Genomic DNA, 14235 nt, shown 5'->3' on the forward strand with positions numbered 1-14235 from the left:
GTGGCCTCACCCACCGTTGTTGTGCTCGACTACGGCTCCGGCAACGTGCACTCGGCCGCCAAGGCGCTCGAGCTGGCCGGCGCCCGCGTCGAGCTGACCGCCGATCGCGATCGCGTGGACGCCGCCGACGGCCTGCTCGTGCCCGGTGTCGGTGCGTTCTCGGCGGTAATGGACGCGCTCGCGACAGTGCGCGGTGGTGCGCTCATCGAGCGACGCCTCACCGGATCCCGCCCGGTTCTCGGAATCTGCGTCGGCATGCAGGTGCTGTTCGAGCACGGTGTCGAGCGCGGCAACGACACACCGGGCCTCGGCGAATGGCCCGGCAGTGTGACCGAGCTCGAAGCGCCGGTGCTGCCGCACATGGGTTGGAACACCGTTGAGACCCCCAAGGACACCCGCCTCTTCGCCGGCCTCGAAGACGAGCGCTTCTACTTCGTGCACTCGTTCGCCGCGCAGACCTGGGAGCTCGACGTGCAGCCGCCCTTCCCTGCGCCGCTGCTGACCTGGGCCGAACACGGCAGCCGTTTTCTCGCCGCGGTGGAGAACGGCCCGCTGACCGCCACTCAGTTCCACCCCGAGAAATCGGGCGAACCGGGCATCCGGTTGCTCAAGAATTGGCTTGCCACGCTCTAACGGCGCGCAATCGGCGTAGCGTGAGTGCCGGTACTATCGATTGTTTGTCCGCGGAACAACGCGTACCGGTTAGAAGAAAGAACGGCAATGAGCGAGTTCAGCAGAACCCCGGGTCTCACCCTCCTCCCGGCGGTCGACGTCGCTGGCGGCAAGGCCGTGCGACTGGTGCAGGGCGAGGCCGGTTCGGAGACGAACTACGGCGACCCCGTCGAAGCCGCCAACGCGTGGGTGAACCAGGGCGCCGAGTGGATCCACCTCGTCGACCTCGACGCGGCCTTCGGCCGTGGCAACAACCACAACACCATCGAGAAGGTCATCAAGAACACCCCCCGCAGCGTCAATGTCGAGCTGTCCGGTGGAATTCGGGATGACGCGAGCCTCGAAGCCGCACTGTCGACCGGTGCCAAGCGCATCAACCTCGGTACCGCTGCCCTCGAGAACCCCGAGTGGGCGGCCCACGTCATCGCGGAGTTCGGCGAAGCCATCGCGGTCGGCCTGGACGTTCGCGGCACGACCCTCGCGGCCCGCGGCTGGACCCAGGAGGGCGGCGACCTCTGGGCCGTGCTCGACCGCCTGGAGCGCGCCGGCTGCAGTCGTTACGTCGTAACCGACGTCACCAAGGACGGCACGCTGCTCGGCCCGAACCTCGAATTGCTGCAGCAGGTCATGGAGCACACCCACAAGCCGGTCATCGCTTCCGGTGGCATCGCGAACCTCGACGACATCGCCGACCTGCGCGCACTCGTGCCGCAGGGACTCGAGGGTGCGATCGTCGGCAAGGCGCTCTACAACAAGGCGTTTACGCTCGCCGAAGCCCTCGACGTCGCGGGCGACTAGTGGCGGGCGGTTCGGACTCGGCCGGCACTCCCTGGGAGGGCCGGCACTTCGAGCCGAACGACAGCGCCGAGGATGACGGTTCGGCTCCCGAGCGTCTCATCGAAGCGCTCCGCCGGTTCCGCAGCCGGGAGCTCGGCGAACCCGAGGTGATCGAGGCGATACGCGAGTCGCGCTTCCTCATCCCGCTGCTCGCAACACTCGGAGAGTCGGAAGTGGGCGAGCACGGCCACCTCGTCGACAAGACGCAGGAGCTGTCGATCGTCACCGTCACGGCCCCCGACGGGCGCAAGATCCTGCCGGTGTTCACTTCCGTGACCTCGATGGGGGAGTGGAACCCGGTCGCCCGGCCGGTTCCGGCGAACGCGGTGCGCATCGCCCTTGCGGCGGCGAGCGAGCAGACCGATCTCGTGGTCATCGACCCGACCTCCGACACGGAGTACGTCATCCGCCGCCCCGCACTGTGGTCGATTGCGCAGTCCGAGTCGTGGCTGCCGAGCTATGCCGACGAGGCGGTGCTCGACGCCTTCGCCGCGGGGGCCGAGGGCGAGGCCGCAGTGCAGTCGATCGGTCTCGCCGCTGGTGATCCGGATGCCCGGCTCGCCGGCCCCGAACTCGTTGTTCTCCTGACCCTTGCCAACGGCCTTGCTCGCGAGGACCTGGCCGCCCTGCTCGCCCGGATGCAGGAGCGATGGTCGGCGAGCGAGATCATCGCCACCCGCGTCGATTCGCTGCGAGTGCAGCTCGTCGCGTCGAGCTAGCCGTACAGCCAAGCCACGGCGCGCATACAGCGTGTTACGGCCACGTGAATAGTGGTCAACATCGGATGAATTCCATGCCTACAATGACGCATGCTTCCGGACCGTGCCCGAGGGTTCCGCACCCCCTCCGCGCTGCTCGGCGCGCTCGCGGTCGTCGCCCTGCTGGTCGCCGGTTGCGCTCCGGTATCAACTCCGGATGCCTCCGCTCCCGTGATCGCCGCGGCCGCCGCCACCGGGGCCGCCGTCACGAACACGATCACCGTGGGCGGCATTGAACGCAGTTACCTGCTGCGCACTCCCGTGCGCGCGACCGACGATGCGATGCCGCTGCTCATCGTGATCCACGGCGCCGGTGGCAACGCCGCGCGCGCGGAGACCGCGACGGCGCTGACCGCACTCTCCGACGCTGACGGCTTCATCGTCGCCTACCCGAACGGCACTCAGGCTGCGAATATCCCGGGCGAGCTGTCCTGGAACGCGGGAGTCTGCTGCGGCCGACCCGTGGTCGAGCAGATCGACGACGTCGCCTTCATCGCCGCCGCGATCGCCGACATCGAGTCGAAGGAGCCCGTCGACCCGACCCGCATCTTCGTGACCGGCTTCTCCAACGGGGGCATGCTCGCGCACCGGCTCGCGTGTGAGCTTCCGGGCCGGATCGCGGGCATCGCGGTCGTCGCCGGGGCGCTCAACGTGCCCGAATGCGCGGCGGAGGGCGTGACATCCGTGCTCATGATTCATGGAACCGGCGACCTGACCGTGCCGTTCCAGGGCGGCGCGACCAACCAGCGCACCGCGAAGCGCTTCGGCACCTGGACGAACTCGCCGCTTTCCTCGGCCGTCGCATTCTGGGTCGGCCAGGACGGCTGCGGCAATTCCACCACCAAGGTCGCGGGGGGCCTCACCCACGTGAGCTTCACCACCTGCACCGATGGCGCGAAGGTCGATGTCGTGACGATCAAGGACGGCGGCCACATCTGGCCGGTCGAGGCGAAGAGCGGCATGGACGCCTCCACGTTCATCACCGAGTATTTCGGACTCGGCGCCCCGGTCGCGACGCTTGCCCAGTAACCGCGTCTAGTTGACGGGACCGGTGAACTTCTCGCCGGGTCCCTTGCCGACGGCATCGGGGATGGATGACGTCTCGCGGAACGCGAGCTGCAGCGTGCGCAGCCCGTCGCGCAGGGCGAGCGCGTGGTGGTCGCCGATCTTCGATGCGCTTGCCGTGACGAGCCCCGCGAGGGCTTCGATCAGGGTGCGCGCCTCGTCGAGGTCGATCTGGTCGGCGGCGTTCGGGTCGTCGGCGAGGCCGAGCTTGACCGCCGCGGCCGTCATGAGGTGCACGGAGACCGTCTGGATGACCTCGACGGCCGGAACCTCGGAGATGTCGCGGGTGTCTTCTTCGACGAAGCTGTCTTGAGCCATGGGGGAGTCCTTGGGATGGTAGGTAGGCGTGCGGCCGACGATCTGCTATTCTTGTGCAGGCTTCAGGGCTTGCCCTGATACGAAAGTGGATAATCTCCCACCCGTCGACCGCTTCTCAAGGTTACCGGGTAGTTACGCCCCGTCTGTTTCGAGCACAGCTTGCGACAGATAGACAAACAGGGCGACGTGTGTAATTTCTCGCGTGAACTTCTTCTTTCGTCGCTGCCGCACAACCGTGCGTGAGTTGTAGCCGACCGAAACATAGAAGGAGCCTCGCATCAGCGATCCCCGTACTAACGACCGCATCCGTGTCCCTGAAGTCCGCCTCGTCGGACCCGCTGGAGAACAGGTGGGTGTCGTTTCCATCGACGTTGCACTTCGTCTCGCCCAGGAAGCTGACCTGGACCTGGTTGAGGTTGCTCCTACCTCCAAGCCGCCGGTCGCGAAGATCATGGACTACGGCAAGTTCAAGTACGAAGAGGCCCAGAAGGCTAAAGAAGCACGCCGCAACCAGGCGAACACCATCCTCAAGGAGGTGCGTTTCCGCCTGAAGATCGACGTGCACGACTATGAGACCAAGCGCAAGCGCGCCGAGGGCTTCCTCGCCGCCGGCGACAAGGTGAAGGCCATGATCCTGTTCCGCGGCCGCGAGCAGTCGCGCCCCGACCAGGGTGTGCGTCTCCTGCAGCGTTTCGCTGAGGATGTCGCCGAGTTCGGCTCCGTCGAGTCGACGCCGATGATCGACGGTCGCAACATGGTTATGGTGATCGGCCCGCACAAGACGAAGGCAGCGGCGAAGGCCGAAGCCGACGCGCGTCGTGCGGCCAGCAAGCCCGCTCGCGGCGAAGGCAAGGAAGACGTCGATCCCGACGCCAAGGAAGAGGCCCCCAAGGCCGCTGCCAAGGAGACTCCGGCCGAGCCCGTGAACACCACGCCGCTTGTCGAGGACACTTTCGTCGTCGTTCCGCGCTCTGAGCGTGCTCCGGCCCGTACGGCTCCTCCGACCCAGCGCACCTCGGCTTCGGCCCGGTCCACTGAGTCGCGGTCCACTGAGTCGCGTTCAGCTGCACCGAGCACTTCGTCCGCGCCGAGCGCGTCCGCGGCACCCAGTGCAGCAGCTGCTCCCGCCGCCGCTGCTCCCAAGGCAGCTCCCAAGTCCGCGCCGGCCCCCAGGTCCGTCGCTCCGAAGGTGGCCACACCGGCCCCCATCGTCGCAAAGCCCGCGAACGCTGCAGCAATGGCCAAGATGGCCGCCGCAAAGCCCGCGCCCAAGAAAGACTGACCCGGCGTACCCGCCGGCGTAGCTCACAAGAAAGAGGAAGAGATGCCTAAGCAGAAGACCCACTCGGGCGCCAAGAAGCGCTTCAAGATCACCGGTAGCGGCAAGGTCAAGAAGCAGCAGGCCGGCCTCCGTCACAACCTTGAAGTCAAGTCGGGCAAGAAGAAGCGCGCCCTCGGCATGGACTCCATCCTCAGCCCCGCAGATGCCAAGGGCATCAAGAAGCTTCTCGGCAAGTAGTCCGACGGAATTTGAAGGAATAGAAAAATGGCAAGAGTAAAAAGGGCAGTAAACGCTCACAAGAAGCGTCGCGTCATCCTCGAGCGCGCCAAGGGTTACCGCGGCCAGCGTTCGCGCCTGTACCGCAAGGCCAAGGAGCAGGTCACTCACTCCCTCGTCTACGCGTACCGTGACCGACGCGCCCGCAAGGGTGACTTCCGTCGCCTGTGGATCCAGCGCATCAACGCCGCGTCGCGCGCCAACGGCCTGACCTACAACCGCCTCATCCAGGGACTCAACCTGGCCGGCATCCAGGTCGACCGTCGCATCCTCGCCGACCTCGCGATCACCGAGCCGGCCACGTTCGCCGCGATCGTCGCAACGGCCAAGGCAGCACTGCCCGCCGATGTGAACGCCAAGGTCAGCGCGTAAGCAGCTTTCTGAGAAAGGGTCCGAGCCGAAAGGCTCGGGCCCTTCCTCGTTAACCCGCTGTACCCCGCGCGGTGCGCGGCCGCGTACCCCCGCTCCCTCTAGTCTTGACCCATGATCGATAACCCGCGTTCACCCCGCGTTCGCGGCGTTGCCAAGCTCGCCAAGCGTGACCACCGCCTGCAGACGGGCTTCTTCCTGCTGGAAGGCCCACAGGCCGTCACCGAAGCACTGACCTACCGTCCCGAGCTGCTCGTCGAGTTGTTCGCGACGCCCACCGCGCTCGACAAGTACCCGGCGATCGCAAGCCTGGCCCGTGACACCGACCTCGAGGTGGAGTTCGTCACCGAGGACGTGCTCGACTCGATGGCCGACACCGTGACCCCGCAGGGGATCATCGCGGTGTGCAAGCAGTTCCCCACCTCGCTCAAGGACATCCTCGCCGACGGCCCCAAGCTGATCGCGATACTCGAGGAAGTTCGGGACCCGGGTAACGTGGGCACGATCATCAGGGCCGCGGACGCTGCTGGAGCCGATGGGGTCATCCTCACCGGTCGCAGTGTCGACCTGTACAACCCCAAGGTCGTTCGTGCCACAACGGGTTCGCTGTTCCACCTGCCCGTGGCGCTGATGCCCGACCTGGAGTCGGTGCTCGATCGCGTCACCGCCGCAGGAATGCAGGTCCTGGCCGCAGACATCAAGGGCGACGACCTGCTCGGCGCGCGCACCAGTGGGCTTCTCGCGGCTCCCACCGCGTGGCTGTTCGGCAACGAGGCTCGGGGACTCAGCGACGAGCACTTCGCTCTCGCCGACCGCGCCATCACCGTGCCGATCTACGGTCACGCCGAGTCAATGAACCTCGCGACGGCCGCCTCGGTGTGCCTCTACGAATCTGCGTTCGCCCAGCGCTCCTGACCACAGCCTCAGGTGTTACAAACGGGTTAAGGTCTGACCGATAAGTTGCCCCCCAAAAGCGGGATGTGGTTGGGTGGACAAATGGAACCCCTCGTAGTCGTCGACCATGTCAACAAACATTTCGGCGAATTACACGTTCTGAAGGACATCACGACCACCGTTCACAAGGGTGAGGTGGTTGTGGTCATCGGCCCGAGCGGTTCCGGCAAATCGACTCTCTGTCGTGCCATCAACCGCCTCGAGACCATTGACAACGGCACGATCACCATCGACGGCAAGAAGCTCCCCGAAGAGGGCAAGGAACTCGCGAAGCTGCGGGCCGACGTAGGAATGGTCTTCCAGTCCTTCAACCTCTTCGCCCACAAGACCGTGCTCGAGAATGTGACCCTCGGACAGATCAACGTGCGCAAGCGCTCCAAGGCTGACGCGACGAAGCGTGCCATGGAACTTCTCGAGCGCGTCGGGGTGGCCAACCAGGCCAGCAAGATGCCATCTCAGCTCTCCGGCGGCCAGCAGCAGCGTGTCGCCATCGCCCGCGCCCTCGCCATGGACCCCAAGGTCATGCTCTTTGATGAGCCCACCAGCGCGCTCGACCCCGAAATGATCAACGAGGTGCTCGACGTGATGGTCGGCCTCGCCGAGGAGGGCATGACCATGGTCGTGGTCACCCACGAGATGGGCTTCGCCCGCAAGGCGGGGCAGCGCATCCTGTTCATGGCGGAGGGCGAGATCGTGGAAGAGGCAACTCCCGAGGAGTTCTTCACCAACCCGAAGTCCCCGAGAGCGCAGGACTTCCTCTCGAAAATCCTTACCCACTAACCGGTGGGAAAGCACAGCAGAACAAGGAGCACGATGAGAATCAAAAAATCTCTCACCATATCCGCAATCGCGATGGCCGCAGCACTCACGCTCGGCGCATGTGCAGGTACCCCCGAAGAGACGGCACCTCCCGTTGAAGACGTGAGCTTCGATGCCGGTACCACCATGGCCAAGCTCAACGAAGCCGGCAAGATCACCATCGGAACGAAGTTCACCCAGCCGCTCTTCGGCCAGGTCGACGCCGACGGAAACCCGCAGGGCTTCGACGTCGAGATCGGCAAGCTCATCGCTGCCAAGCTCGGTATTCCTGCTGACGGCATCACGTGGACCGAGACTGTCTCGGCCAATCGCGAGCCGTTCATCGAGGCGGGCGAGGTCGACCTCGTCATCGCCACCTACACGATCAACGACGAGCGCAAGGAAAAGATCGCTTTCGCTGGACCGTACTACTCGGCAGGCCAGGACATCCTGGTTCTCGCGGGCAACCCGAAGGGCATCGAAGGCCCCGAGGACCTCGAGGGACTCGCCGTCTGCACCGTCACCGGTTCGACCTCCGAGGCGAACATCAAGGAGTACACGGACAACATCATCGCCGCGACCGACTACGCCGACTGCCTGGAGCCGCTGCGCTCGGGAACCGTTGACGCCGTCACGACCGACAACGTGATCCTCGCGGGTCTCGCTGACCAGAACGCTCCGGAGTTCGAGGTCGTCAACGCCCCGTTCACCGAGGAGCCCTACGGCATCGGTCTCGCCAAGGATGACACCGATTTCCGCGACTTCATCAACGATGTGCTCGAGGAGTCCTACGAGGACGGCTCATGGGCAGCAGCCTGGGAGGCGACGGCGGGCAAGGTGCTCGACACCCCGACGCCGCCGGCCGTCGACCGCTACTAAGCAACTGAACAACGAGTGGCCCGCCCGACACCGGGCGGGCCACTTGCCAGCCTGACCGAATAACTACCAAGGAGGTGACGTGGACGCTGTAATCGAGAACTTCCCGGTTTTTCTGGGCGGTTTCTGGGCAACCATTCGCCTGCTCGTACTCTCGGGCGCCGGTGCCATTGTGCTCGGAGTCATCATTGCTGCCATGCGCATCTCACCCGTCGGGGCGTTCCGTGCGTTCGCGACCGTCTACACCGAGATCCTGCGCAACATCCCGCTCACCCTCGTGCTGTTCTTCTGCGCATTCCTGCTGCCGTATCTCGAGATCAAACTCGACTATTTCGTGCTCGCCGTCATCGGCCTCACCGCCTACACCTCGCCCTTCATCGCCGAAGCGATCCGCTCAGGAATCAACGGCGTGTCCATCGGACAGGCCGAGGCCGCTCGGGCCATCGGCCTCGACTTCGCTCAGACCCTGCGCCTCGTGGTGATGCCTCAGGGCATCCGCATGGTCATCCCGCCGCTGCTCAACGTCATCATCGCGCTCACCAAGAACACGTCGGTCGCCGGCGGCTTCTTCGTCGTCGAGCTCATCGCCTCCTCCCGGCAGGTCATCAACCTCCGCGGAGACGCCGTGATCGCCATTCTTCTCGCCGTTGCCGTCTTCTATCTCGTGATCACCGTGCCGCTCGGCCAGGTCGCGGCCCGACTCGAGCGCAAGGTGGCGGTCTTCCGATGACGAGTGTTCTCTTCGACGTACCCGGGCCCAAAGCCCGCCTGCGTTCGCGCATCATCTCCATCGTCGGCACGATCGCGATCGCGGTTGGCCTCGTCGTCCTCGTGATGGTACTTGCGGCTCCCCGCACAACGGCCGCTGGAGCCGTCATCCCGGGCATGTTCGATCCGATCCGCTGGGACATCATTCTTGACGGGCGCATGTGGAACGCGATCATCTTCCGCGGTCTGGCCGCGACCCTGCGCATGGCTGCGGCCGCTGCGGTGCTCGCGATTCTCATCGGCATCCTGTTTTCCTTCGGCCGCACGGCGCGCTCACGCTGGATCCGTGTTCCCGTCGCCGTACTGCTCGAGTTCTTCCGCGGCATGCCCGTGCTGCTCCTCATGTTCTTCACGCTGCTGGTCTTCGGCACCGGCCAGTACTGGGCGGGAGTCGCCGGCCTCGCTGTCTACAACGGCGCGATCATCGGCGAAGCCCTGCGCTCCGGAATCCAGTCGCTGCCCCGCGGCCAGCGCGAATCGGGTCTGGCCATCGGCCTGACCCCCGTGCAGACCCGCATGATGATCGAGTTCCCGCAGGCCTTCCGCCAGATGCTGCCGATCATCATCGCCCAGCTGGTCGTGCTTCTCAAGGACACCTCGCTCGCGTTCATCATCGGCTACCAGGAGCTCATCAATATCGGTGTGCGCCAGCTGCAGAACACCTATGGCAACCGCTACTTCTTCACGCTCTTCTTCGTGGTGCTCGTCGTCTACCTGACGGTGAACCTGCTGCTGTCGTGGCTCGCGCGCATCATCGCGCGTCGCACCTCCGGTGGATACGTCTCACGCTGGCGTCGCAAGGAAACGGACCCAGGCCTCGCCGTCGTTCGCGCGCCGGATGCCGGGATGGGCGGCGGCATGAGCGGAACCGGCGGCGGAGGGCCCGCCTAACCGCCGCTAAACTCGTCTCTTGTGTCAGAACACATCGAAATCTCCGAAAAGTCGGTAGCCGACGCGACCGATGCCGCGCTCAACGCGATCGCCACGGCTGCGACGGTCAGCGAGCTCAAGGCCGTGCGCAACGCGCACGTCGGTGAGACCTCGACCCTTGCGCAGCTCGGCGGCGCCCTGCGCAACGTGCCGAACGACCAGAAGGCCGCGGCCGGAAAGCTCGTCGGCCAGGCCAAGGCCCGGGTCACCCAGGCCGTCGCCGCTCGCGAAGAGCAGCTGGCCGTCGCCGAAGAGAGTGCCCGGCTCCATGCAGAGGCCGTGGATGTCACGGCTCTCCCGTCGCGTTTCACCGCCGGCGCACGTCATCCTCTCAACCTGCTCATGGAGCAGATGGGCGACATCTTCATCGGTATGGGCTGGGAGATCGCGGAGGGCCCCGAACTCGAGAACGAGTGGTTCAACTTCGACGCGCTGAACTTCGACGAGGACCACCCGGCCCGCGCCATGCAGGACACCTTCTTCCTCGACCCCGTCGACTCGCACCTCGTGCTGCGCACCCACACGAGCCCCGTGCAGATCCGCTCGCTGCTGACGCGCGAGCTGCCGGTCTACGTCGTCGCGCCCGGTCGCGTCTACCGAACCGACGAGCTCGACGCGACGCACACCCCCGTCTTCCACCAGATCGAGGGCATCGCCATCGACAAGGGACTCACCATGGCGCACCTGCGCGGCACCCTCGAGCACCTGGCCCGCCAGGTCTTCGGCGAAGGCGCGCAGATCCGACTGCGCCCCAACTATTTCCCGTTCACCGAGCCGAGCGCCGAGATGGACGTGTGGCAGCCGAACGCCAAGGGCGGCGCGCGCTGGGTGGAGTGGGGCGGCTGCGGAATGGTCAACCAGAACCTTCTGCGCGCGGCAGGCATCGACCCCGAGGTCTACCAGGGCTTCGCCTTCGGCATGGGCATCGAGCGCACGCTGCAGTTCCGCAACGACATGAATGACATGAGAGACATGGTCGAGGGCGATATCCGCTTCAGCCAGCAGTTCGGAATGGTGGTCTGATGCGCGTCCCGCTTAGCTGGCTCGGCGAGTACGTCGACCTGCCCGAAACCGCCACGCTCGACCACGTTCACGAAGCACTCGTCAAGGTCGGCTTCGAAGAAGAGGATGTGCACGGCTTCGACCTCACCGGCCCGGTCGTCGTCGGACGCGTTCTCGCCTTCGACCCCGAACCGCAGTCCAACGGCAAGACCATCAACTGGTGCCAGGTCGACGTCGGTGAAGGAATCCCCCGAGGCATCGTCTGCGGCGCTCACAACTTCTCCGTCGGCGACAAGGTCGTGGTCTCGCTGCCCGGTGCCGTGCTGCCCGGCCCGTTCCCGATCGCCGCGCGCAAGACCTACGGTCACGTCTCTGACGGCATGATCGCCTCGGCCCGCGAGCTCGGGCTCGGAGAGGAGCACGACGGCATCCTGCTGCTCTCCTCCCTGGGACTCGACCCCGAGGTCGGCGTCGACGCCATCGCCCTTCTGGGGCTGGATGACGCGGCCGTCGAGATCAACGTCACTCCCGACCGCGGCTACGCGTTCTCGCTGCGCGGTGTCGCGCGCGAGTACTCGCACTCGACCGGAGCTGCCTTCCGCGATCCCGCCGCGGCCGTCACGATCACTGAGGCCAGCGGCTTCCCCGTCGTGGTGACCGATGACGCTCCCATCCGTGGCGAGCGTGGTGCGAGCGTCTTCGAGACCCGTGTGGTGCGAAACATCGACGCGACCCGTCCGACCCCGCCGTGGATGGTCGCCCGCCTCGCCCTCGCGGGTGTGCGCTCGATCTCGCTGCCCGTCGACATCACCAACTACGTGATGTTCGAGCTGGGCCAGCCGACCCACGGCTACGACCTCGACACCCTCACCGGCGGCATCACCGTGCGCCGAGCGACCGCAGGCGAGACATTCGAGACCCTCGACGGCAAGCAGCGCACGCTGAGCGCTGAAGACCTGCTTATCACCGACGACTCCGGCCCCATCGGCCTCGCCGGCGTGATGGGTGGAGCAAAGACGGAGATCACCCCGACGACGAAGAATGTGCTCGTCGAGGCGGCCAACTTCGACCCGGTGTCGATCGCGCGCAGTGCCCGTCGTCACCGACTGCCGAGCGAAGCATCGAAGCGCTTCGAGCGCGGCGTGGACCCGCAGGTTGCGGCGGCCGCGGCCTCCCGCGTGGCCGAGCTGCTCGTTCAGCTCGCTGGCGGCACCCTCGACACGCTCGGCTCGAGCTGGAACGAGTCCGTTCCCGCCGACGCGACGCTCCTGCGCGACGGCTACGCGGCATCCCTCATCGGAGTCGACTACACCGCGGAGGAAGAGCGCACGGCGCTCGAGATGATCGGCGCGACGGTCGAGGATGCCGACGGCGGACTCTCCGTGACGCCGCCGAGCTGGCGCCCCGACCTGAGCGACGCACCGACCTTCGTCGAGGAGATCGCGCGCATCGTCGGCTACGACCGCATCCCATCGGTGCTGCCGGTCGCCCCTCCCGGTCGCGGCCTCACCCGCACCCAGCGCCAGCGTCGTGACGCAGCCCGTGCACTCGCCGCCGGTGGCCTCACAGAGGTGCTCGCGTACCCGTTCCTCACCCAGAAGGCCGCCGACCTGTTCGGCGCGGGGGAGCCGCTCATGCGCCTCGCCAATGCCCTCGATTCCGAGGCGCCGTTCATGCGCCGCTCGCTGCTGCCCGGCCTCGTCGAGATCGCGCGCCGCAATCTCGGTCGTGGCCTCACCGACCTCGCCCTGTACGAGATCGGCCACGTCTTCCTGCCCGCTTCGGGCGCGACCTACGGGAGCGGTCCTCTCCCCGTCGGAAACGCGCACCCGGGTGGTGACGTGCTCTCGGCACTCGATGCGGGCATCCCGAAGCAGCCGTGGCATGTCGCCGCGCTGTTCACCGGCGACACCGTCTCGAAGCAGCCCGGGCAGCCCGTGGTCGCGAGTGGACTGGTGGATGCGCTCGACACCGCTCGCCTCCTCGCCGCTGCGCTCGCGGTAGACCTGCGCTTCGCCCAGGGCTCGCACGAGTCGCTGCACCCGGGCCGCACGGCCGAGGTGTTCGTGGGTGACCGGTCGGTCGGATTCGCCGGCGAACTGCTGCCCTCGATCGCCGACGACCTCGACCTGCCGCGCGTTGTCGCCCTGCTCGAGCTCGACCTCGACGCGATGATGGCGCTCGCCGCCACCGAGGTCGCACCGACCCCGATCGTGTCGATGCCGGCTGCGACCCAGGACCTCTCGCTCGTGGTGCCGTCTGACGTGCCCGCAGCCGAGGTGCTCGCGACGGTTGTCGAGGGTGCCGGCGACCTGCTCGAGGACGCCCGACTCGTGGACGACTACCGCGGCCAAGGTGTCGCCGAGGGGAGCAAGTCGCTCACCTTCGCGCTGCGCTTCCGCGCTCCCGACCGCACGCTGACCGCCGCCGAGGCCTCCGAGGCCAAGAACGGCGCCGTCGCGCTCGCAACCTCCCGATTCGCGGCCACCCTCCGCGAGTAACGAAGCTCCCCACCGCAGACCGACCGGTCTATAGTGATGGAAACTTCACTCTTGGGGGCATCGTGGCTCGATCGACGACTCTGACCGCAGCGTTAGTGGCGCTGCTGGCGCTCACGGCGTGCACCTCTCCGCCGCCCGCCCCCGCCGAGACACCCGAGCGGGCAGTCTCGGCGCCGGAGCCCGTCGTGGTGCCGGTTGGCGAGGTGGCCCGCGGCGAGCTGGTCTCGCCGGACGGCTCCACGTCCGGTTCGATCACGGTGAACTTCGACGGCGACGGGTACTTCGCTCGTCTCGAGGACTACGAGACGACGTATACGGGCGCCCTGAGTCTCGGATTCACCGACGAGCTCCTCGCCCCCGGTGACTGCGCCTACGAGAAGTACCAGACGGCCTTCGCCCTGGGCAGCCCCTGGCCGGACGGCGAAATGAGGCTGGAGTACGCCGACCCGAGCTTCTTCGACACCGCCGTGGTGATCTACTACCCGACCGGCTCACCCATCGCCGGCGAGTGCTGGGAGAAGGGTGCCGCCTGGGCCGAGCTCGAGTGGGACCTACCCGACGAGCGGCCGTGGCTCACCGTGACGGATGGCGGCGTTCTCGAGGGAGCGCAGGGCGAGGTAGCCCTCACCGGGTCGGGGGAGCCGCTGAGTTACTGGACCGCCACGGGCGACCAGCTCAGCCAGATCGCTCAGCGCTTCGGCATCACCGTCGCGGATCTCGTCTACCTCAACCCGGGCCGCAGATTGTCGCTCGACCCGACGATGGCCTACGCCGAGGAGACGCTGAACCTGTCGAAGGACGCGCGCCGCGACATCCCGCAGCAGTAGCA

Annotated in this window: 16 protein-coding genes; 15 read left to right on the forward strand and 1 reads right to left on the reverse strand. The window is 66.5% G+C overall.

Annotation, left to right across the window (positions count from 1 at the left end):
- The 4 genes from hisH to EYE40_RS01270 all read left to right on the forward strand — a co-directional run bounded on the left by hisH (window position 1) and on the right by EYE40_RS01270 (window position 3296).
- On the forward strand, window positions 1-633 hold the full coding sequence (gene hisH / locus EYE40_RS01255; protein WP_130980240.1) for an imidazole glycerol phosphate synthase subunit HisH: 633 nt from the start codon (window positions 1-3) through the stop codon (window positions 631-633).
- 87 nt (window positions 634-720) lie between these two features.
- Window positions 721-1470 carry a bifunctional 1-(5-phosphoribosyl)-5-((5-phosphoribosylamino)methylideneamino)imidazole-4-carboxamide isomerase/phosphoribosylanthranilate isomerase PriA gene (gene priA / locus EYE40_RS01260; RefSeq protein WP_130980241.1) on the forward strand — a complete coding sequence of 250 codons (750 nt, stop codon included), beginning with the start codon at window positions 721-723 and terminating at the stop codon, window positions 1468-1470.
- Entirely contained in the window at window positions 1470-2228 is a 759-nt protein-coding gene (locus tag EYE40_RS01265; RefSeq protein ID WP_130980242.1) for an SseB family protein, read from the forward strand. Before priA ends, EYE40_RS01265 begins: the two co-directional genes overlap by 1 nt.
- A 90-nt stretch (window positions 2229-2318) precedes the next feature.
- Window positions 2319-3296 (forward strand): CE1 family esterase, encoded by a 978-nt coding sequence (locus EYE40_RS01270; RefSeq protein ID WP_130980243.1) that lies wholly within the window; start codon window positions 2319-2321, stop codon window positions 3294-3296.
- Between the two features lie 6 nt (window positions 3297-3302).
- Here EYE40_RS01270 and EYE40_RS01275 read toward each other — a convergent pair whose 3' ends face one another.
- Window positions 3303-3650 (reverse strand): DUF1844 domain-containing protein, encoded by a 348-nt coding sequence (locus tag EYE40_RS01275; RefSeq protein WP_130980244.1) that lies wholly within the window; start codon window positions 3648-3650, stop codon window positions 3303-3305.
- A gap of 304 nt (window positions 3651-3954) precedes the next feature.
- Here EYE40_RS01275 and infC point away from each other — a divergent pair, with 304 nt between their 5' ends.
- The 11 genes from infC (at window position 3955) to EYE40_RS01330 (ending at window position 14233) form a co-directional block, all read left to right on the forward strand.
- Complete coding sequence (gene infC, locus EYE40_RS15535; protein ID WP_240034831.1) at window positions 3955-4932, forward strand: translation initiation factor IF-3; 978 nt, start codon at window positions 3955-3957, stop codon at window positions 4930-4932.
- 42 nt (window positions 4933-4974) lie between these two features.
- Window positions 4975-5169 (forward strand): 50S ribosomal protein L35, encoded by a 195-nt coding sequence (gene rpmI / locus EYE40_RS01285; RefSeq protein ID WP_130980245.1) that lies wholly within the window; start codon window positions 4975-4977, stop codon window positions 5167-5169.
- Window positions 5170-5196: 27 nt separating this feature from the next.
- Window positions 5197-5580 carry a 50S ribosomal protein L20 gene (rplT, locus tag EYE40_RS01290; RefSeq protein WP_130980246.1) on the forward strand — a complete coding sequence of 128 codons (384 nt, stop codon included), beginning with the start codon at window positions 5197-5199 and terminating at the stop codon, window positions 5578-5580.
- 111 nt (window positions 5581-5691) lie between these two features.
- Window positions 5692-6492, forward strand: a complete 801-nt coding sequence (locus tag EYE40_RS01295) for a TrmH family RNA methyltransferase (protein WP_130980247.1) — start codon at window positions 5692-5694, stop codon at window positions 6490-6492.
- 81 nt (window positions 6493-6573) lie between these two features.
- Complete coding sequence (locus EYE40_RS01300) at window positions 6574-7311, forward strand: amino acid ABC transporter ATP-binding protein (protein ID WP_130980248.1); 738 nt, start codon at window positions 6574-6576, stop codon at window positions 7309-7311.
- Between the two features lie 72 nt (window positions 7312-7383).
- The gene (locus EYE40_RS01305) at window positions 7384-8208 is read left to right on the forward strand and encodes a glutamate ABC transporter substrate-binding protein (protein ID WP_240034666.1); all 825 of its coding nucleotides are present in this window, start codon (window positions 7384-7386) and stop codon (window positions 8206-8208) included.
- A gap of 79 nt (window positions 8209-8287) precedes the next feature.
- Window positions 8288-8935: an amino acid ABC transporter permease gene (locus tag EYE40_RS01310; protein ID WP_130980250.1), complete on the forward strand. Its 648-nt coding sequence runs from the start codon at window positions 8288-8290 to the stop codon at window positions 8933-8935.
- Window positions 8932-9864: an amino acid ABC transporter permease gene (locus EYE40_RS01315; RefSeq protein ID WP_130980251.1), complete on the forward strand. Its 933-nt coding sequence runs from the start codon at window positions 8932-8934 to the stop codon at window positions 9862-9864. Before EYE40_RS01310 ends, EYE40_RS01315 begins: the two co-directional genes overlap by 4 nt.
- Before the next feature lie 21 nt (window positions 9865-9885).
- Entirely contained in the window at window positions 9886-10926 is a 1041-nt protein-coding gene (gene pheS / locus EYE40_RS01320; protein WP_130980252.1) for a phenylalanine--tRNA ligase subunit alpha, read from the forward strand.
- Window positions 10926-13406 (forward strand): phenylalanine--tRNA ligase subunit beta, encoded by a 2481-nt coding sequence (gene pheT, locus EYE40_RS01325; RefSeq protein ID WP_130980253.1) that lies wholly within the window; start codon window positions 10926-10928, stop codon window positions 13404-13406. Before pheS ends, pheT begins: the two co-directional genes overlap by 1 nt.
- 62 nt (window positions 13407-13468) lie before the next feature.
- Window positions 13469-14233 carry a LysM peptidoglycan-binding domain-containing protein gene (locus EYE40_RS01330; protein WP_130980254.1) on the forward strand — a complete coding sequence of 255 codons (765 nt, stop codon included), beginning with the start codon at window positions 13469-13471 and terminating at the stop codon, window positions 14231-14233.
- Window positions 14234-14235 lie beyond the last annotated feature (2 nt).

The organism is Glaciihabitans arcticus (assembly GCF_004310685.1).
GTDB lineage: Bacteria > Actinomycetota > Actinomycetes > Actinomycetales > Microbacteriaceae > Conyzicola > Conyzicola arctica.